The organism is Paraburkholderia sp. CI3 (genome assembly GCF_050436505.1).
In the GTDB taxonomy this organism is placed as follows: Bacteria; Pseudomonadota; Gammaproteobacteria; order Burkholderiales; family Burkholderiaceae; genus Paraburkholderia; species Paraburkholderia tuberum.
Map to the genome: position 1 here is coordinate 1,629,791 of NZ_JBNDMI010000004.1, position 18,968 is coordinate 1,648,758.

Consider the following 18,968-nt stretch of genomic DNA (forward strand, 5'->3'; position numbering starts at 1 on the left):
GCCCGCATGCGTCAGGAGCCTCCGAACCAGTTGTAGCCCTGGTCGACCCAATAGCCGCCGGGATACGTGTTGGTAACGAATATTTCGACGATGTGCTTCGGATTCTTGTAGCCGAGCTTGGTCGGCATGCGCAGCTTCATCGGATAGCCGTATTTCGCGGGCAGCCGTTCGCCGTCGTAGGAAAACGTCAGCAGCGTTTGCGGATGCAAAGCGGTCGGCATGTCGATGCTTTCGAAGTAGTCGTCCGCGCATTTGAAGCCAACGTACTTCGCCGTCGTGTCCGCGCCGACGCGCCGCAGAAAATCGCCGAATGGCGTGCCGCCCCAGCGGCCGATCGCGCTCCAGCCTTCGACGCAGATATGTCGCGTGATCTGCTCGGCATGTGGCAGCGCGTACAGTTCGGGCAACATCCACACGCGCTGGCCGGTCACGAGGCCGCTCAGCTTCAATTGATAATCTGAGCCGTCGACGTGCGGCACGTCGTCGATGCCGTAGTACGCGTTGAATGGAAACGGCCGCGTGATCTGCGCTTCGGTGTAGGTCGGCGCGAGCTGCTTCGGATCGAACAGCGCGGCCTGCGCGCGATCGTTCAGCCGCGACACGGCGGTGAGAAAACGGTTCACGGAAGCGTCGTCGGTCAGCGAGCAGCCGGTCAGCATCGACAGGCCGCCGAGCGTCAAGAGCTGCTTGCCGAACAGGCGTCGCGACGGCATCGCCAGTTCGCGCTTCGCATCGAGCAGGATCGACGCGCGGTCGAGCTTGTGGCTCACACGATGTGTGGATGGGTCCGCTGGTTTCTCTATCGGCTTGTTCATGATTCGGTATCCGTTTGGAATTCGCGTTGCGATTTCATGAGCGTGAGCATGCGCGTGGGTAGCCGCGGGCTCAACGTCCGCGCAACATCGCGAGCAACGAGCGCGGCACGAGCGCGACCATCGCCAGATGCACGGCGAGAAACGCGGCCAGCAGCGACATCGCGCTGAAGTGCACGATGCGCGCGTTGTCGTAGCCGCCCATCAGTTCGCGCAGCAGCGGAAACTGCACCGACTTCCAGATCGCGAGCCCCGATAGCACGAGCACGATCAGATCGGCGATCGCGAACAGGTAGGCGAATTTCTGCACCGCGTTGTAGACGCGTAGATCGCCATGCGACAGCTTCCCGCGCAACGCGGCGATGAAATCGCGCAGTACCGCGCGCGGCGTCAGCGGCAGGAACTTGCGCACGAAACGCCCGCTCGCGAGATTCAGCGCGATATACATGAGACCGTTGAACACCAGCAGCCACATCGCCGCGAAGTGCCATTGCAGCGCGCCGCCGAGCCAGCCGCCCAGCGTGATCGCGGTCGGGAAGCTGAACGCCGGGAAGATCGGCGACGCGTCGTAGATGCGCCAGCCCGACAGCATCATCACGATCGCCGCGAGCGCATTCAGCCAATGCGTGATGCGCAGCCACAGCGGATGAATGACGCCGCGCTTCGGCGCGGTGGGCGCGGCGGGTGCGCTGGGGCGCAAGGCGTGGGGTGTGGACATGGGGCTCTCCTCGAGCAGCGGTAGTGAATGCGGCGCGCGCGAGGTCGATCAACGGCACGCGGGAAGGTCGGTCGCTTGCAGCACGTCGCCGCTCGCGTCGCTTTCGACGAACGCGACCACGCCGAAGCGGCCGGCGGCGTTGGCGCCCGGATCGGCTTGCGCATCGACGCTCGCAGCGTGTACATCGATGTCCTGATGAATCCGCGCTTGACCGGAGACGAGTGGCACGGGCCCGAACCAGGCGCGCACGACGCGCTCGTGATGCAGCGTCGCGCCGCGGTTTTCGCCCGCGCCGACTTGCGTCGTCAGCGCGTTCTCGTAGATCGCGAGATAGGCGCTCAACGCACCCGTGGCGGCGGCTGCCGTCGTGCTGAACTGCGCATCGACATCGAACGCGCCGGGCGCACGCGGGCTCAGCGCAAGTGCGACGCTCGCCTGGGCGGGTTCGGCGACGAGCTCGTCGATGCGGCGCTCGAAACTGTCGCGTTGCGACCAGTCGCGCAGCTCGCGGCCCGCGACGAACACTTCCGGCGTATAGAGCGTGTGCGCGCCCGCGAGACGCGTCAGCGTTTGCTGACGTTCAGTGAAGCGATGCTGGGAAAAGCGGTCGGTCCAGCCGAGGCTGTTCCAGTAGTCGACGTGCAGCGCGAGCGGCACGATGCCGTGCGCCGCGCCGTCGCTTTTCCATTGACTGAGCCAGCGGTCGGCGGGCGGGCAGCTATCGCAGCCCTCGCTGCTGTAGAGCTCGACGAGCGCGACGCGGTGCGCGGGGCTGTGCGTGGTGCATAGGGGCCCGGCCGCGTCGGCCGCACTGATGCCAGAACCGCTCAGCAGAAAAAGCGCGAGGCCGACGGCGGGCGTCGAAAAAGTCGTAAAGCGCTGAAGTATCGAGCGATTGTGCGCGGTCGACATGACGTGCTCCGATCGTAATCTGCACGTTTGTCGAGCCGCGCGGCCGGTTATGACAAGCCTCTTTTAATTTTTTTTCCGGCGCGGGATGAGCCAGCCAAAGCTCGCCCGCGACTCAGTCGTAACTGACCACCACCGTCACGCGCGTGTCCGTATCGGTGCGCTTCGCGTTCAGCGACAGCACGCCGCCCGCGCGATCGACCGCGTAGTGGCCGTCGCGGGCCGTCGCGACGCGCCCGGTGCCATCGACGAAACGCGCCGCCACCAGATCGCGCGACTGCGTGCCGCCGTTCACTTCGAGCGCGACATCGGCCCCGCTGACGACGCCCGGCGGCGCGCTGAACGTCACCGTGCGCGAGAAGCGCTGACCCGCCACGCTCGCGCTACCGACGGCGACGCCAGGGGGCGCCGTATCCACGCTGATCTGTATCGGCGGTGCAACGATCATCCCCACGAACCGGATCACGCCGCCCGTCACCGTCGATGCCGCCGGCGCCGCCAGCGGCGCGGCGAGCAATGCCACCACCGCGACTGTGCGACCGAACGTTCGCCACCGCCTGCTTTCCGCTTTCATGTGCACCTCTTTGTCAATCGGCGCGAGTCGCCTCGCGCCATTCACGCGCCATCCCGCGAATCGCTTCGCTGGAGTGCGGCCTTCGCTGCACTTTGTTTAACGGCAATCCTTTGACTGGCTTGAACGCAATGCGGACCACACCGCTTTCTTCTCGCACCGCACAAAAACGGTCAATCGACGGGCGCGACGTCGCAAACGGGGCTGCGTGAGACAGCGTGCTAACATCAAACTTTCGTCTCGCTGCTGCCGCGCGGCCTCACGCTTTGTCGCCCGGCACCTCTCGATCGCTGTTCCCCAACACCTGGTCGTTTTGCCCGTGACTTCTCTGCGTCGTCCGACTTTCCGTGCTCTCGCCCGCTCGCGCCCATGCCGCGCAGGCGAGTGCGCGCGCGCGCGCGTCGCGTCGCACGGCCCCGGCGAGACGTCCCGAACGGTCCCGCTTCACGCCGCCCGGCGCCCTCGCTGACGCAGCCCGCCAATTCCCAGGGCCGCGTCGCCGGGCACCGGGCTCTCCCATTCGTCCACTCATCCGCCGACCACCCCATGGGTCGTTGCATGCGGCCATCCATGACCGCCTTATCCGGAGTCCTGATGATGAAGAAGATCAAAACCTGCTACCTGACCGAACTCGACGTGACCCGCCTCGAGAAATACGCGGCCACCGACGCCAAGTTGCAGCACATGCTCGACGATGTGCTCGAACGCGCGGTGATCGTCGACTCGCACGAGATCCCCGCCGACGTCGTCACGATGAACTCGCAAGCGACGCTGAGCGACACAGCGAGCGGCGAACAGATGACGTGGACCGTCGTCTATCCGCCCAACGCCGATTTCGCGCAAGGGCGCCTGAACGTGTTCTCGCCGGCTGGCCTCGCGCTGCTCGGCGCGCGCCGCGGCGAGAGCATCCGCTTCACGCCACCCAGCGGCGATCAGAAAGTGCTCAAGCTCGACAAAATCCTGTATCAGCCTGAAGCCGCCGACGATTTTTCACTGTAAGGCGGCCGTTCCCTCGCTGTAAGTTGCCCTGTCTGATGCGGTCTCGATTCAAGCATAGGAGATGTCTGGGGTTTCATCCGGACCAGTTTTTTTGAATCATTCAGACAGGTTGCCAAACCGCGGGCGGGCGGTGTATCGTGTGCGCTGCTAACGCGGGGGTCCTGCGTAGCGCGGAGCTGGAGGTCCGTGTTGCGTGGGTGAGAAATACCCTTTGAACCTGATCTGGATAATGCCAGCGCAGGGAAGCGTACGGATTTCGCTCCAGCCTCAAGGGCCTCACCTCTGCGCGATTTCCGACTACTTCCATCTCGGTCTCCTGCTTAGCCGCCCCACTTTGTACGGAGACTTATATGAACGCCAACCCGAAGTTTATTTCCGCCGAAGCCCACGTGGACGAGGCCGCCGTCGCGCCGTTGCCGAATTCGCGCAAGGTCTACGTGACCGGCTCGCGCCCCGACATCCGCGTGCCGATGCGCGAAATCTCGCAGGCCGACACGCCCGACAGCTTCGGCGGCGAAAAGAATCCGCCGATCTACGTGTACGACACGTCGGGCGCCTACTCCGACCCGGACGCCAGGATCGACATCCGCGCGGGTCTGCCCGCGCTGCGCGAGGCGTGGATCGAGGAGCGCGGCGACACCGAGCCGCTGACCGGTCTGTCGAGCAGCTTCAGCCGCGAGCGCGCCGCCGATCCGGCCACCGCGCAGCTGCGTTTTCCGGGACTGCATCGCACGCCGCGCCGTGCAATTGCCGGCAGGAACGTGACGCAGATGCACTACGCGAAGCAAGGCCTCATCACGCCGGAAATGGAATACATCGCGATTCGCGAAAACCAGCGCCGTGCCGAGTACCTCGAGACCCTGAAGACGAGCGGCCCGAACGGCGCGAAGCTTGCCGCGATGATGGGCCGTCAGCACCCCGGCCAGGCATTCGGCGCGAGCGCGTTCGGTCCGAACGGCCTCACCGAAATCACCGCGGAATTCGTGCGCGAGGAAATCGCGCGCGGCCGCGCGATCATCCCGAACAACATCAATCACCCGGAAAGCGAGCCGATGATCATCGGCCGCAACTTCCTCGTGAAGGTCAATGCGAACATCGGCAACTCGGCGGTGACATCGTCGATCGGCGAGGAAGTCGACAAGATGACGTGGGCGATCCGCTGGGGCGGCGACACGGTGATGGATCTGTCGACCGGCAAGCACATTCATGAAACGCGCGAATGGATCATCCGCAACAGCCCGGTGCCGATCGGCACGGTGCCGATCTATCAGGCGCTCGAAAAGGTCAACGGCAAGGCTGAAGACCTCAGCTGGGAAATCTTCCGCGACACGCTGATCGAGCAGGCCGAGCAAGGTGTCGACTACTTCACGATCCACGCGGGCGTGCGTCTGCAATATGTGCCGCTCACGGCGAACCGGATGACCGGCATCGTGTCGCGCGGCGGCTCGATCATGGCGAAGTGGTGTCTCGCGCATCACAAGGAAAGCTTCCTGTACGAGCATTTCGAAGATATCTGCGAAATCATGAAGGCCTACGACGTGGCCTTCTCGCTCGGCGACGGCCTGCGTCCCGGCTCGATCTACGACGCGAACGACGAAGCGCAACTGGGCGAGCTGAAGACGCTCGGCGAACTCACGCAGATCGCGTGGAAGCACGACGTGCAAGTGATGATCGAAGGTCCGGGCCATGTGCCGATGCAGCTGATCAAGGAGAACATGGACTTGCAGCTCGACTGGTGCGACGAAGCGCCGTTCTACACGCTCGGGCCGCTGACCACCGACATCGCGCCGGGCTACGACCACATCACGTCGGGCATTGGCGCCGCGATGATCGGCTGGTTCGGCACCGCGATGCTGTGCTACGTGACGCCGAAGGAACACCTCGGTCTGCCGAACAAGGACGACGTGAAGACCGGCATCATCACGTACAAGCTCGCCGCGCATGCCGCCGATCTCGCGAAGGGTCATCCGGGTGCGCAGGTGCGCGACAACGCGCTGTCGAAGGCGCGCTTCGAATTCCGCTGGGAAGACCAGTTCAATCTCGGTCTCGACCCGGACAAGGCGCGCGAATTCCACGACGAAACGCTGCCGAAGGATTCGGCCAAGGTCGCGCATTTCTGCTCGATGTGCGGCCCGCACTTCTGCTCGATGAAGATCACCCAGGACGTACGCGAGTTCGCCGCGCAACAAGGCGTCACCGACGACGAAGCGCTGAAGAAAGGCATGGAAGTAAAGTCGATCGAGTTCATGAAGCAAGGCGCGGAGATTTATCAACGGCAGTAAGCGGGTTGCGCGATTCGCGCGAACCAGCCCTGCAGTATCGAAGCCCGCCGGCATGGCGGGCTTTTCTATTCCGCCGCATCGAGCAGGCACGTTGCGTGCTCAGAGAAGGAAACATCTGTTTCCAACAACGAGCGGAGTCAGCATCATGAAATCGATCCGTCATCTCGGTACTCGTCTTGGTACGGTCGCAGCCGCCCTTTCACTTGTCGCGGGTCTCGCGGCATGCGGCGACATGTCTCCACGTACACGCGACACCGCGATCGGCGCGGGTGTCGGCGGCGCCGCTGGCGCGGCGATCGGTGGCAGCGGCTTGTCGACGTTGGGCGGCGCGGCGGTAGGCGGCGTCATCGGTAACCAGGTCGGCAAGTGAGCGGCAAGTGAGCGTTGCGTCCGATGACGCGTCTAACGATTCATACAGGAGAGCAAACGATTTTTTCGGACCACGATCCGGACTGCCGAGGGCGGCGGATGCGGTGCGCCCTCGTCCCGACAACGCGCGTGGAAATTGGCTGAAATATGGGGTTGCGGTTTTGCCACAGCGCTGCCGCAGCAAGAGCGTAAGCTCCTCATAACGACGTCGCGCAAGGCGGCATCGGTTCATCGAGGAGCGCGCCATGAAGTCCCGCGTCGTCACCCATCTTTGCGTGGTGCGCCTCTCGACGCCACGCGATTCGTCCAGTTTTTCCGCGAGATTCGCGCGTCCCGCCACCGCGATTTGCGTGGTCGCCTCGAGTCTCTTTTTTGCAGGCTGCTATTATCCCGCCGGCTACTATCCCGCCGGCTATTACCCGTCGTACTATTCGACCGCGCCCGCGACCACAGCCGACCAAACCGCGCCGGCGACCGATCAACAGCAGCCACCTCAAGCCCAGGCGCAAATGCAGGTCGCACCGCAAGACATGCCGCCCGGTTATGCGGTCCCCGCGCCCGTGTATGCGGCGCCGCCGGTTTACCCCGCCTACTATCCGCCGCCGGCTTATCCTTATCCCGCTTATTACGGCTACCCCGCCTACTACGGACCGTCGATTGCGATCGGCATTGGCGGTTATTGGGGCGGGCATTGGGGCGGTCATGGGGGCGGTCATGGGGGCGGCCACTCGCATTGACCTGTCCTCTTTCGTCGCGGAGCGCGCGCGCCGGCACTTCAACTGCCGGCGCGCGCGCTTCTTCATGAGTCGTTTTTCCGCACGTATCGCCCTCCGCCGCGCATACCCCGCCCGTACTTTCCCGGCTTGACGCGCCGGTAAGGCGCTCTATCCTTGGAAGGTTTCATGCAGCACCCGCTTAAATCGGGCGACGCCGCTTTGTCGAGGCCACTTGCGAGCGGCCGCCGTGTCAGAGCGACGCGCCGTCATGCGCAATCCCCCGCGTCGAATTACACAACAACGAAGGAGACGTGATGTTTCATCAACTACTCACTCCGGTTGGCAATTCGCTTTTTCCGTCGTTCATCGTCGCCGCGCTGCCGATCATCGCCGTGCTCGCGCTGCTCGGCTGGGCGCGCAGGCCCGCGTGGCAAGCGTCGCTCGCGGGACTGATCATCGGTTTGATCGTGGCGATTTTCGTCTGGCAGTTTCCGGTCGGGCTCGCATTCAACTCGGTCGCGGCTGGCGTCGTGTTCGCGATCTGGCCAGTGATGTGGATCGTGTTCACCGCGATCCTGCTGTACAACATCGCGCAGCGCTCGGGACGCTTCGAGGCCTTCCGCCTGTGGATGATCGACAACCTGCCGAACGACCGGCGCATCGTGCTCGTCGTGGTCGGCTTTTCGTTCGGCGCGCTGCTCGAGGGCATTTCGGGTTTCGGCACGCCGGTCGCGATCACGAGCTCGCTGCTGATCATGCTCGGCTTTCCGACGCTCGAAGCGCTGACCTTCACGCTGATCTTCAACACCGCGCCGGTCGCGTTCGGCGCGCTCGGCGTGCCGATCACGGTGCTCGGCGCGGTCACCCATCTGCCGTCCGATGTGCTCGGCAAGATGGTCGGGCGGCAATTGCCTTTCTTCGCGGTCCTGCTGCCCTTCTATGTGATCGCCGTGTACGCGGGCTTTCGCAACATGCTGCGGATCTGGCCGGTGCTGCTGGTCGCGGGCCTGAGCTTCGCGCTGACCCAGTTCGTCGTCTCGAACTTCATCAACTACAGCCTGACCGACGTGCTGTCGTCGCTGGTTTCGCTGATCCTCACCGTTGCGTTCCTGCGCGTCTGGAAGCCCGCCGTCGATCCGAAATTCGCGGTCAACGTCGATCGCATCAGCGAGGTGCGCGGCAAGATCGGCGGCGCACAGGGCTGGTATCCGTGGATCATCGTGTCGGTCGTCGTGATCATCTGGACGATCGCGAGGATCTTCACGATCGGCGACATCAAGGTGTCGTGGCCCGGTCTCGACAAGGCCGTGTTCATCACGCTCTACAACACGCCGTACGGCGCGGTCTGGGACTTCCAGCCGCTCGCGACCGGTACCGCGATCCTCGTCGCCGCGCTCATCACGGCGTTCGTCGTACGGCTCTCGCCCGCCGAGTTCGGCAAGGCGATCTCCGATACGTGGGTGCAAACGCGCATCGCGATCCTGACCGTGGCAACGATCGTCGGCCTCGCTTACCTGATGAACTACTCGGGACTCACCTACACGCTCGGTCTCGGCGTTGCGTCGGTCGGGCCGCTGTTTCCGCTCGTGTCGGCGTTCCTCGGCTGGGTGGCGGTGTTCCTGTCGGGCAGCGATACGTCGGGCAATGCGCTGTTCGGCAATCTGCAGGTGGTCGCGGCCAACCAGCTCAATCTGAATCCGGTGCTGATGGCGGCGACCAACTCGTCGGGCGGCGTGATGGGCAAGATGATCTCGCCGCAGAACATCGCGACCGGCGTCGCGACCACCGAGTTGAAGGGCAAGGAAGGCGTCGTGTTCGCCAAGACCTTCAAACATTCGATTCTGCTGACGGTGCTGCTTGGCGTGCTCGTCTGGGCGCAGCAGAACGTCCTGCCATGGATGATTCCGCATTGAGGTCGCGCCAGTAACGGTGCAATGCAATTCACATCTTTTCGGACGGCCGCCCGCGCATCGCGGGCGCCGTTTCCGATCCCATCCCCACTGCCGTTCCGCCGATCGCAATTTTTCTCACATATCGGCGAGAATTGCTCGTTTGGCGCGCGCCCTCGCAGCGCTTACCATCTACCTCATCGGACGCGGCCGTCTCCCGGATCTTGCCGTTTCATCCTGTACTGAAACGATTCGCGCGATCGCACTGTTACGATGAGCTGGCGTCCCGACTCAACTGCGCGCGGCGCCATTCCAATGAAAACCAGAAACCTGCTGCAACTGCTGATCCTCGCTGCCCTGTGGGGCGCATCGTTCCTGTTCATCCGCGTCGGCGTGACCGACTTCGGCGTCGCGCCGCTGATGGCGCTGCGCGTCGGCATCGGCGCCCTCTTTCTCGCGATCGTGCTGATCGCGCGACGGCCGCTGCAACAGTCCGCCACCGTGTTGCGCACGCACGCAGCGCCGCTGCTCGTGGTCGGTATCGTCAATTCGGCGGCGCCATTCTGCCTGTTCGCGTATGCCGAGCTGACACTGTCGGCGGGCGTCACGTCGGTGATCAATGCGTGCGCGCCGCTGTGGGGCGCGCTGGTCGGCTTCCTGTGGCTGCGCGACCGGCTCAGCGCACTGCGCACGCTCGGTCTCGTGGTCGGCTTTCTCGGCGTGCTGATGCTCGTGTGGGATCAGATCGCGGCGCCGGCCGGCTCGGCCGCCTCGCCGCTGAGCGTCGCGCTCGCGGCCGGCGCCGCGCTCGGCGCCACGCTGCTCTACGGCATCGCCGCCAACTACACCAAGCGTCACCTGACTGGTGTCGACGCGCTGACCGTCGCGACCGGCACGATGATCGGCGCGACGATCGTGCTGCTGCCGCTCGCGGTCATCTACTGGCCCGCCGCGCCGATCTCGCTGCGCGCGTGGGGCGCGGTGATCGCGCTCGGCGTAGCCTGTACCGGCATCGCGTACATGCTTTTCTTCCATCTGATCGCGGTCGCCGGGCCGACGCGCGCGATCACCGTGACCTTCGTGATTCCGATCTTTGGCATTCTGTGGGGCGCGTTGTTTCTCGGCGAGACGGTGTCGCCCGGCATGCTCGAAGGGTGCGCGGTGATTCTGGTCGGCACCGCGTTGGCGACCGGCGTAGTCAAGCGCTTGCCGTGGATGGGGACGCGGCGCGCGGATACCTGAGCGCACGGAGTCAATCGGCAACCGCGCCGGGTCGCGGCTTGCCGATCCGGTCACGTTACATCGGCTCACGCGCGCGCCGTTCGCGCGTCAAATGCATAGTCAAAAAAAACCGCCCGGATTTCTCCGGGCGGTTTCGTCGAACCGGCGGCGTCGGCCGCGAGGCTCTCGTATCAGTGCAGCTGGTCGGCCATCAGGCTCATGATCTGCTTGGCCTGCGAGCTTTCGTCGAGTTGCCCCTTGTCGTCGACCACGGCCACGCGGGTCTGGTTCGGCGTCACCGCGCGCACGTTCACGCGATACTGCCTGGCGACCTTCTCCTTCTTGCCGTGGAAGACCTGGCTCCAGAAGCCCTGCTCGGCCGATGACATATCCTTCGGATCGACGTAGCGCACGAAGTAGAGGCCGCGGCTCATGTCGCGATCGTCGACCGTGAAATTGCTGCGATCGAGCGCGAGGCCCACGCGCAGCCACGCGCGGTCATACGGCTCGGCGAGCGTGAGTTCGGTCGATGAGAGCTGCGCCGACGTGTTGTTGGCCGAATCCGCGTCTGGCATAGGCGGTTGCGCCGCGAGCGCGACGTTCTGCGCGACAACGGCGGCCGTCGCCGCGTTCGGCGCGATCTGCGTGCTCGCGGGCGACAGCTCGGCGTTCTGCGTGCCACCCGCGTTGCTACCCGAATCGGCCCGCGCGAGCGAGACCATCAGGCGCTTCAGATATTCCTGCTCGAGCGCCGGGTCGTTCGGCTTGGGTTGCCACTGGGTCGACTCGTTGTTCGTACCGGTGATCGCCTCACGCATGCCTTTCTGGCTGACGAACACATAGGTGCCGCCGTTCGGCGCCGCTTCCAGACGCGTGCGGAACTTGTTGCGCTCCGAACTCACGTAGCTGTTGCCCATCGCCTTCGACAGCGTGTTGCGGATAAAGCCGTCGTTGATCTGCGCGTGGGTTTCGTTCCAGTCGGTTTCCATCACGCCCTTGTCGCGCTGGTCGACGACGAGCAGGAAGCCCTGCTCCTGCCAGAAGCGGCGGATTTGCGGCCAGGCCTGATCGGGCGTTTTGTTGTCGATCACGAGCCAGCTCTCGGTGCCGTCGCGCTGGATGTGGATGCCCTGGACGGGCGGCACGACCGCGACCGCGTCGCCGGCCGGCGCCTGTGCCTGCACCTGTTTCAGCATGGACAGCGAGGTTTCGCCGCCCTGCGGCGGCAGCGAACGCTGATCGGCCGTCTCGTCGATCATGTTCGGCGGTACGGCAAGCGATACCTGCTTCGAACGGGAGTCGCTCCTATAGTCGATTTTGGTCGGCGACGAGGTGCCGCAGCCGGCGACCAGCCCGCCTGCCATGAGCATTACTGCAAACCGCTTGGTGAGACGAAAATCAGTCATGTTCAGGGAATCCTTCCGCTACGCCACGGCAAGTTTCCGTGGATCAACCCAACATTTTACCGGTCCCGGCGAGGCCTGTGCAAAAACTGGGGTTTGCCCGCGAATCGCCACATGCCACGGCTACGAAGCGACCACGGGAAAAAAGTCCGCGCCCGTCATGCTATTTGCCTTCTTATGAGGTAAATTTAACACTCAATAACACTTTCGGGTTGACCTTGGGAGTATTCCCAAGTCTTTGCCGGAGGCCCGCCGAATAAGGGCTTCCGGTCTGCATGCGGCTTGTTTTTAAACATGGCGCGCGGTCCTGTCCGCCGCGATGTGCAAAGACCAGAAAAAGCCAGCGCCAGGTTAATCGAGTTATCTCAATAAAAAATCCGGCGCCAAACGAGGAAGGCCTCATGTCCCAGTCCTGTCTCAATCCATCCGCGATCGCCTCGGCGATCGCCGTCGTCGCGTGCTGCGCGAGCTTCGGCGCGCATGCCGAATTGGGCGGCACGATGCCGAGCCAGGCGGTGTCGGGCGCGAGCGCGCCGCGCACGCTGCTCAATGGCGCACTGCGCGAGCGCACGTGGACCGACGCTGGCAATACGACCATCAACGAATACGCGACCAGCACCGGCCTGATCGTCGCCTACGCGTGGCAAGGCCCGACGATGCCGGATCTGCACGCGCTACTCGGCAAATACGGCGACTCGTACAAGACAGGCGCCGCGGCGGCGGCCGGCAGCGGCAATCTGCATTCGTCGCGGGTCACGCGCGCCGACGTGATCGTCGAGTCCGGCGGACCGATGCGCGGCTACGTCGGCCGCGCGTGGCTGCCGGCGGCTTTGCCCGCCGGCGTGACCTCCGACGACATCCAGTAACGCGTGCGCCCCGCACGCGTCGCTCGCGCCCCCTTCACGCCTGAGTTCCACCCGACGGATCGCCACGCCATGAAATCCGCCTTGCGTTTCCATGCCCTGCTTCTGATCGTCTGCGCGGCCCTCGTCGGCTGCGGCGGCGGAGGCGGCAGTTCCTCGTCCAGCTCGTCCGGCTCGGGCTCGACGCCGTCCGCGACCGCGCCGACCTCGTCGACCAGTTCCACGAGCGCGTCGAACACGACGCAGAGCGCGAACGTGCCGCAATCGACCACGCCCAACGTGCAGCTGGTCACGGTCGGCGTATCGCCCGGCGGTACGCGCAACATGCTGACGACGAGCGTCACCGTCTGCCAGGCCGGCACCAGCAACTGCGCGACAATCGACGACATCCAGGTCGACACCGGCTCGAACGGCCTGCGCATCCTCGCATCGGCGCTGCCGACGACCCTGTCGCTGCCGACCATCGCCGCGGGCGGCGGCGTGAGCGCCGAATGCGCGGTGTTCGGCAGCGGTTATGCGTGGGGCTCGATCCGGAACGCGGACGTACGCATGGCTGGCCAACAGGCGTCATCGATTCCGATCCAGGTAATCGCCGACAGTGCGCTGCCCGCCGCACCCACCGACTGCGCGAACTCCGGCGCGTCGCTGCTGACGGTGTCGAGCCTGCACTCGAACGGGATCCTCGGCGTGGGCCTGTTCCCGGTCGACTGCGGCAACGGCTGCTCGAACTCCGCATTGCCGCGCTGGTACTACAGCTGCACGGCGAGCGGCTGCACCGCAACCGCGCAGCCGCTCGCACAGCAGGTGACCAACCCGGTCAGCAGCTTCCCGCTCGACAACAACGGCGTCGTGATCGACCTGCCGGCCGTCGCCGATGCGGGCGCGGCCAGCGTGTCGGGCTCGTTGATCTTCGGCATCGGCACCCAGTCGAACAACACGCTGACGAGCCCGAACGTCCTGAAGGCGAACGCCGTGACCGGCTACGTGACGACGAACTCGGACGGTCAGACCTATGCGGTCAGCTATCTAGACAGCGGCTCGAACGGCCTGTTCTTCCACTCGACGCAGTTCCCGTTGTGCGGCTTCTGGTACTGCCCGACTTCGACGCAGTCGGCGAGCGCGTCGATCACCGGCATCGATGGCGTGTCGAGCACGGTGTCATTCGACATAGCCAATTCGAGCACGCTGTTCTCATCGTCGAACAACGCGTTCGACAATCTCGCCGGCAATTCGAGTCAGGGCTTCGGCTGGGGCTTGCCGTTCTTTTACGGCAAACGCATTTACACGGCGATTGCGGCGCGCAATACGTCGGCCGGCCAGGGGCCGTATTACGCGTTCTGAGGTTGATTGGGTTGGATGCGCAGCGATGGCGCGAGACGCGGACGGAACTCAGCCCGCCGCGCTGGCCGGTTGCGCGGCCGGCGCGGCCAGCTTTGCCGGCGCGAGCCAGCGGAATACGTCCAGCTCTTCGCCGTGGAACGTGCACTCGGCGGCGGCCGGCGTGCTGACCCTCTTCGGCTCGGCCTGCTTCGCGGCCACGTTGACGTCCGTCGCCGCTTGCGATGCCGATGCCGCGAGCGGCGCGGAGACCGCCACCTCCGACGCGCTTAGCCGGTGCTCGATCGTCCCCTCCACCACGACGCGCGAGCCGCGAATCGCGGCCCCGCGATGCGTGACCCGCAGCGTATCCGACGACATCCCCGACGACGCCTCGGCCAGCTTGCTGCGCATCAATTGTTCGCATGCGCCCGAGTTGCGGGTACCGATCGTGCAGGCCGCCAGCAGCGCCGCGGCGCTCGCGACACAGGCGATAGAGAGAAGGCGAATCTTCATCGATGTTCCGTTGTTCCAGGCCTCGGTCATTGTAGCTTACGACCCCATCGCCCGGCTTAGCGGCCGCCTGCCGCTTGACCTTGACGCGGCGCATCGGCATTGTGTTGACCGGTCGCGCCCTCGATGGCGCAGCCGGCAGCCCGGTTGCCCACATTGCGCGGCGAATTCAAAACGACTCTACCCCCGGTAACGATCTCGGCTTCTTCATGCTCAGCCTCGTCCTGCTCGCGATCGTCGCCTACGCCGCGACCAATATCGACAACCTGTTCGTGCTGCTCGGCTTTCTGACCGAAACGGGCGTGGAGCGGCGCCGTGTGGTCGCGGGACAGTACGCGGGCTCTTTGATCCTCGTCGCCGCGGCGCTCGTGCTCGCGGCCTTGCTCACGCGCCTGCCGGCCGGTTATGTGGGCCTGCTCGGCTTGCTGCCGATCGTCGTGGGCCTGCACAAGGCCTGGCAGCGCTTCGGTCCCGGCCACGCGCGGCGCAACGCCAGCGAAGATAGCGAGGACAGCCACGCAAGCGCCCCGCCATCCGTTCGCGGCTCATCGAGCTGGACCGTCGCGAGCGTCGCCATCGCCAACGGCTCGGACAACCTCGCCGTCTACGTGCCGCTATACGCGAGTCGTACACCCGCCGAGAACGCGCTGGTTTCGCTCGTGTTCGTCGTGATGATCGGGCTCTGGTGCGCGGGCGCGGCATGGCTGGTCGACCACCCGTTGCTCGGCGCGCCGATCCGGCGCTACGGCTCGGCGCTGCTGCCGCTGATCCTGCTCGCGATAGGCGTATCGGTGATGGTGAACAGCGATACGTTGCGACTTTTGTCCGGCGCGTGATCAACGCGGGGCGTCGACGAAGACTGCGCGGCACGCAACGGCTTCAGCTTGCCGCCTTCAGCGTCGTAGTCTTCGTCTGCCGATCCTGCTTCGCCAGTCTCAATTCGCCGGCTGGGTCGGTTGCACGTAAGTACGCACGCCCGCCAGCGGCGCGCCATAGCCGCCCGCGCTCGCGTTGTTCGGCAAGCCGTTGACCAGTTGCGCACGCGGATCGGTCGGATTCAGATTCAGCTCGCCCGCCTGCTGGTTGCCATGCGTCGGATACTCGCTGCCGCGCGCCGCCTGCGGCATCAGACCTGTACTGTTCTGCGGCGCGTTCATGTCGTTCTGCGCGCTGAGCCCCTGCGCGCCGACCTGCCCGGCGAACCCACATGCCAACGCCGCGCACGCGCAGATCCTCGCGAGGCCGGATATCTTCGCTACCCTTTTCATGTTCACCTCCTGCTCTGTGAATTGACGACGCCTCGTGAGCTCACCCCTGAATCGAGTGCCGCGCGAGCGTCCCACGGCACCTTCCATGCGAGCGGCCGCTCGCCCCCTTCTGCAGCCGAGCAGGCCGCGGCCCACTCCACCTCGGCCCTTGACGCTTTCTCAATAATATGTTCCCATTGCGCACTATGTACCGCGCCCAGACCTCCCTATCGCTACTACTAGCCCGCTCTACCGGGCTAGGTCTGCTGCTGCGCGCGTCCGCTTCTCTCTGATACACCGAAGCATCGCTTGAATCCCCAGTAACTGACCCAGCCCCGGTTTCCGACCGGCGGCCCAGTATCGCGTTTTCGTCGTCCGGTCGACACCCATTCCACGGTCTCTCCCCCGGATGATGAAAATGTTGAAAAACCCTGCTACCAAGTACCGTTCGTTCAAGCCGATCAATTTGACGGATCGCCAGTGGCCGTCGCGCACCATCACGCGCGCGCCGATCTGGATGAGCACCGATCTGCGCGACGGCAACCAGGCGCTGTTCGAGCCGATGAACGCCGAGCGCAAGATGCGCATGTTCAAGACGCTGGTGCAGATCGGCTTCAAGGAAATCGAAGTCGCGTTTCCGTCGGCATCGCAGACCGATTTCAGCTTCGTGCGCGAGTTGATCGAGGGCGGCCATATTCCCGACGACGTGACGATCGAAGTGCTCACGCAGGCGCGCGACGATCTGATCGAGCGTACTTTCGAATCGTTGCGCGGCGCCCCGCGCGCGATCGTCCATCTGTACAACGCGACCGCGCCGGAATTCCGCAAGATCGTGTTCGGCCTCGAAAAGAGCGGCGTGATCGAACTCGCGCAGAAGGCCGCGCGCACGATGAAACGCCTCGCCGACGCGCAACCGGACACGCACTTCACGCTGCAATACAGCCCGGAAGTGTTCAGCGGCACCGAACTCGAATTCGCGAAGGAAGTCTGCGACGCGGTGTTCGACATCTGGCAACCGACGCCCGAGCACAAGGCGATCGTCAATCTGCCGGCCACCGTCGAAATGGCCACGCCGAACGTCTACGCCGACCAGATCGAATGGATGCACCGCAATCTCGCGCGTCGCGACTCGCTGATCGTCTCCGTCCACCCGCATAACGACCGCGGCACGGCCGTCGCGGCCGCGGAGCTCGCGGTGATGGCGGGCGCGGATCGCGTCGAAGGTTGTCTGTTCGGCAACGGCGAGCGCACCGGCAACGTCGACCTCGTCACGCTCGCGTTGAACCTGTACACGCAGGGCGTCGACCCCGAGCTCGATTTCTCGAACATCAACGAAGTCGCGCGCACGGCCGAGGAATGCACGCAGTTGCCGGTGCATCCGCGTCATCCGTATGTCGGCGATCTCGTCTTCACCGCGTTCTCGGGCTCGCACCAGGACGCGATCAAGAAGGGCTTCGCCGCGCAGAAGCCGGACGCGATCTGGGAAGTGCCGTACATGCCGATCGATCCGAGCGACCTCGGCCGAACCTACGACTCCGTGATTCGCGTGAACAGCCAGTCGGGCAAGGGCGGTATCGCGTACCTGCTCGAGCAGGGCTACGGCGTCGTGTTGCCGCGCCGTCTGCAGGTCGACTTCAGCTCGGCTGTGCAGCGCTTCACCGACCAGAGCGGCCAGGAAGTCACGCCCGCGCAGATCTGGGAGCTGTTCCAGCAGGAATACGTGCGCACAGCCGAGCCGGTCCGCTATATCAGCCACAGCCTGTCCGAGCATGACGGCCGCGAGCACATCAAGCTCAACGTCGAAATCAACGGCACGCCGCGCGTGCTGGGCGGCGCCGGCAACGGCCCGCTCGACGCGCTGATGCACGCCTTCGACGTGCCCGTGCGCATCCAGCACTACGAGGAACGCGCGCTCACGCAGGGCGCCGATGCGCGCGCGATCGCGATCGCCGAAATGGCCGGCACCGATGTGGCCGGCAGCGCGTTCGGCGTCGGTGTCGATGCGAACCTGATCACCGCGTCGATCCGCGCGGTGATCAGCGGCGTGAACCGCGCGTATGCACGCGTGAACACGGATGCCCAGGAGCGCTTCTTCGACGCCGCGCTGAGCGACGCGACGGTGTGAGGCCAGCGTCTGCCGCGTCGAACGTGCGGCACGCCGCAGGTTCGACGGGCTGACGACAACCAAGAAGGGGCGTTTCGACGCCCCTTCTTTTTTAATGTGGATTTATCCGCGTCAACGTCGGCCGACGGTCAATGAAACACGTCCCGGCCGAAGTACTTCAGCGAAATCCGCTGATACGTACCGTCTTTTCTCATGCCGGCGAGCGCGTCGTCGATCGCCAGGCGCAGCTTCGGATTGCCCTTGCGGATCAGTACGGCCGACTTGTCGCTGCTATCGGGCGACGTATCGACCGCGACGACCTTGATCCTCGCCTCGGGCTCGCGCTTCCTGTAGTCGAGAAACGACAATGAATCGTTGACGGTCGCGTCGACGCGGCCCGCGAGGAGCAGCTCGATCGATTCGTCGAAGCCCTGCGCCGGAATCACCTGCGCGCCGTGCGCGGCCGCGATCCTGCCGACGTTGCTGGTCAGCGTATTGGCCGATTTGCGGCCCTTCAGGTCGTCGAAAGATTTGATCGTCGTGTTGTCCGATGCGACGATCAGCACCGCGTGCGACGTGATGTACGGGTCCGAGTAATCGTATTTGAGCTTGCGCTCGTCGGTGATCGCGACCTCGTTGATCACCGCGTCGTAGCGATTGACGTCGAGACCGGCGATCAGTCCTTGCCATTTGCCTTCGATGAATTGCGGCTTGACGCCGAGACGCTGCGCGATCGCGCTCCCAAGCTCGACGTCGAAGCCGGTCAGCTTGCCCGGCGTCGTCGTGGTAGGTGAACGGGGCGTACGTACCTTCGGTGCCGATCCGGAACACGCCCGATGCCTTGATCCGCGCGAGATCGTCGGCACTAGCCGGATGCGCGAGTGCTGCCTGCAACAGCGCAATCATCGCAAGTGAACGAATCGGCTTCATCGGACGGCTCCGTCTGAGTGCCTGCGCAGGTGGCGGACTGCCGCGTTTGGCGGGGAGTGCCGGCGTGCGGCCGGCTGTGTGGGCCGACTGTAGCAAACCGTCCGC

Annotated in this window: 17 protein-coding genes, 1 pseudogene and 1 riboswitch; of the genes and pseudogenes, 10 read left to right on the top strand and 8 right to left on the bottom strand. The window is 64.8% G+C overall.

Annotation, left to right across the window (positions count from 1 at the left end):
- Positions 1 to 11: 11 nt before the first annotated feature.
- The 4 genes from OKW29_RS28835 to OKW29_RS28850 form a co-directional block, all read right to left on the bottom strand.
- Positions 12 to 815, bottom strand: a complete 804-nt coding sequence (locus tag OKW29_RS28835; protein WP_429293488.1) for a molybdopterin-dependent oxidoreductase — start codon at positions 813 to 815, stop codon at positions 12 to 14.
- Positions 816 to 885: 70 nt separating this feature from the next.
- Positions 886 to 1,530 (bottom strand): cytochrome b/b6 domain-containing protein, encoded by a 645-nt coding sequence (locus OKW29_RS28840; protein WP_429293489.1) that lies wholly within the window; start codon positions 1,528 to 1,530, stop codon positions 886 to 888.
- A gap of 48 nt (positions 1,531 to 1,578) precedes the next feature.
- Positions 1,579 to 2,442, bottom strand: coding sequence for a DUF1223 domain-containing protein (locus OKW29_RS28845; protein WP_429293490.1), 864 nt, complete (start codon positions 2,440 to 2,442; stop codon positions 1,579 to 1,581).
- A gap of 112 nt (positions 2,443 to 2,554) precedes the next feature.
- A complete protein-coding gene (locus OKW29_RS28850) occupies positions 2,555 to 3,013 on the bottom strand; it encodes a hypothetical protein (protein WP_184071045.1) in 459 nt (152 codons plus the stop codon).
- A 594-nt stretch (positions 3,014 to 3,607) separates the two neighbouring features.
- On the opposite strand from OKW29_RS28850, the gene OKW29_RS28855 reads away from it, so the two are divergent.
- The 6 genes from OKW29_RS28855 to OKW29_RS28880 all read left to right on the top strand — a co-directional run bounded on the left by OKW29_RS28855 (position 3,608) and on the right by OKW29_RS28880 (position 10,507).
- Entirely contained in the window at positions 3,608 to 4,009 is a 402-nt protein-coding gene (locus tag OKW29_RS28855) for a GreA/GreB family elongation factor (RefSeq protein WP_429294960.1), read from the top strand.
- A gap of 144 nt (positions 4,010 to 4,153) precedes the next feature.
- Positions 4,154 to 4,271, top strand: a riboswitch (TPP riboswitch).
- Positions 4,272 to 4,359: 88 nt separating this feature from the next.
- Positions 4,360 to 6,291 carry a phosphomethylpyrimidine synthase ThiC gene (gene thiC / locus OKW29_RS28860; RefSeq protein ID WP_429293491.1) on the top strand — a complete coding sequence of 644 codons (1,932 nt, stop codon included), beginning with the start codon at positions 4,360 to 4,362 and terminating at the stop codon, positions 6,289 to 6,291.
- 145 nt (positions 6,292 to 6,436) lie between these two features.
- A complete protein-coding gene (locus OKW29_RS28865) occupies positions 6,437 to 6,661 on the top strand; it encodes a glycine zipper 2TM domain-containing protein (protein ID WP_184047976.1) in 225 nt (74 codons plus the stop codon).
- A gap of 244 nt (positions 6,662 to 6,905) precedes the next feature.
- Positions 6,906 to 7,397 carry a hypothetical protein gene (locus tag OKW29_RS28870; protein ID WP_429293492.1) on the top strand — a complete coding sequence of 164 codons (492 nt, stop codon included), beginning with the start codon at positions 6,906 to 6,908 and terminating at the stop codon, positions 7,395 to 7,397.
- A 293-nt stretch (positions 7,398 to 7,690) separates the two neighbouring features.
- Positions 7,691 to 9,289, top strand: coding sequence for an L-lactate permease (locus OKW29_RS28875; protein ID WP_429293493.1), 1,599 nt, complete (start codon positions 7,691 to 7,693; stop codon positions 9,287 to 9,289).
- A gap of 291 nt (positions 9,290 to 9,580) precedes the next feature.
- Positions 9,581 to 10,507, top strand: a complete 927-nt coding sequence (locus OKW29_RS28880) for a DMT family transporter (RefSeq protein ID WP_260336569.1) — start codon at positions 9,581 to 9,583, stop codon at positions 10,505 to 10,507.
- A gap of 170 nt (positions 10,508 to 10,677) precedes the next feature.
- Here OKW29_RS28880 and bamC read toward each other — a convergent pair whose 3' ends face one another.
- Positions 10,678 to 11,892, bottom strand: a complete 1,215-nt coding sequence (gene bamC / locus OKW29_RS28885; protein ID WP_429293494.1) for an outer membrane protein assembly factor BamC — start codon at positions 11,890 to 11,892, stop codon at positions 10,678 to 10,680.
- Positions 11,893 to 12,290: 398 nt separating this feature from the next.
- Between bamC and OKW29_RS28890 the strand changes: the two genes are divergently transcribed.
- Together OKW29_RS28890 and OKW29_RS28895 are read left to right on the top strand one after the other, a co-directional pair.
- Positions 12,291 to 12,755, top strand: coding sequence for a DUF2844 domain-containing protein (locus OKW29_RS28890; RefSeq protein WP_018421123.1), 465 nt, complete (start codon positions 12,291 to 12,293; stop codon positions 12,753 to 12,755).
- 69 nt (positions 12,756 to 12,824) lie between these two features.
- Positions 12,825 to 14,093 (top strand): DUF3443 domain-containing protein, encoded by a 1,269-nt coding sequence (locus OKW29_RS28895; protein WP_429293495.1) that lies wholly within the window; start codon positions 12,825 to 12,827, stop codon positions 14,091 to 14,093.
- Between the two features lie 48 nt (positions 14,094 to 14,141).
- Here OKW29_RS28895 and OKW29_RS28900 read toward each other — a convergent pair whose 3' ends face one another.
- Positions 14,142 to 14,585, bottom strand: a complete 444-nt coding sequence (locus tag OKW29_RS28900) for a hypothetical protein (RefSeq protein ID WP_187626585.1) — start codon at positions 14,583 to 14,585, stop codon at positions 14,142 to 14,144.
- A gap of 206 nt (positions 14,586 to 14,791) precedes the next feature.
- Here OKW29_RS28900 and OKW29_RS28905 point away from each other — a divergent pair, with 206 nt between their 5' ends.
- Positions 14,792 to 15,418, top strand: a complete 627-nt coding sequence (locus tag OKW29_RS28905) for a cadmium resistance transporter (RefSeq protein ID WP_429293496.1) — start codon at positions 14,792 to 14,794, stop codon at positions 15,416 to 15,418.
- Positions 15,419 to 15,517: 99 nt separating this feature from the next.
- On the opposite strand, the gene OKW29_RS28910 is transcribed toward OKW29_RS28905, so the two are convergent.
- Entirely contained in the window at positions 15,518 to 15,850 is a 333-nt protein-coding gene (locus tag OKW29_RS28910) for a hypothetical protein (RefSeq protein WP_429293497.1), read from the bottom strand.
- A 397-nt stretch (positions 15,851 to 16,247) separates the two neighbouring features.
- Between OKW29_RS28910 and leuA the strand changes: the two genes are divergently transcribed.
- A complete protein-coding gene (gene leuA, locus OKW29_RS28915) occupies positions 16,248 to 17,954 on the top strand; it encodes a 2-isopropylmalate synthase (RefSeq protein WP_429293498.1) in 1,707 nt (568 codons plus the stop codon).
- Positions 17,955 to 18,082: 128 nt separating this feature from the next.
- Here the strand turns inward: leuA and OKW29_RS28920 are convergent.
- Positions 18,083 to 18,863 (bottom strand): annotated as a pseudogene (locus tag OKW29_RS28920) (amino acid ABC transporter substrate-binding protein).
- Between the last annotated feature and the right edge of the window lie 105 nt (positions 18,864 to 18,968).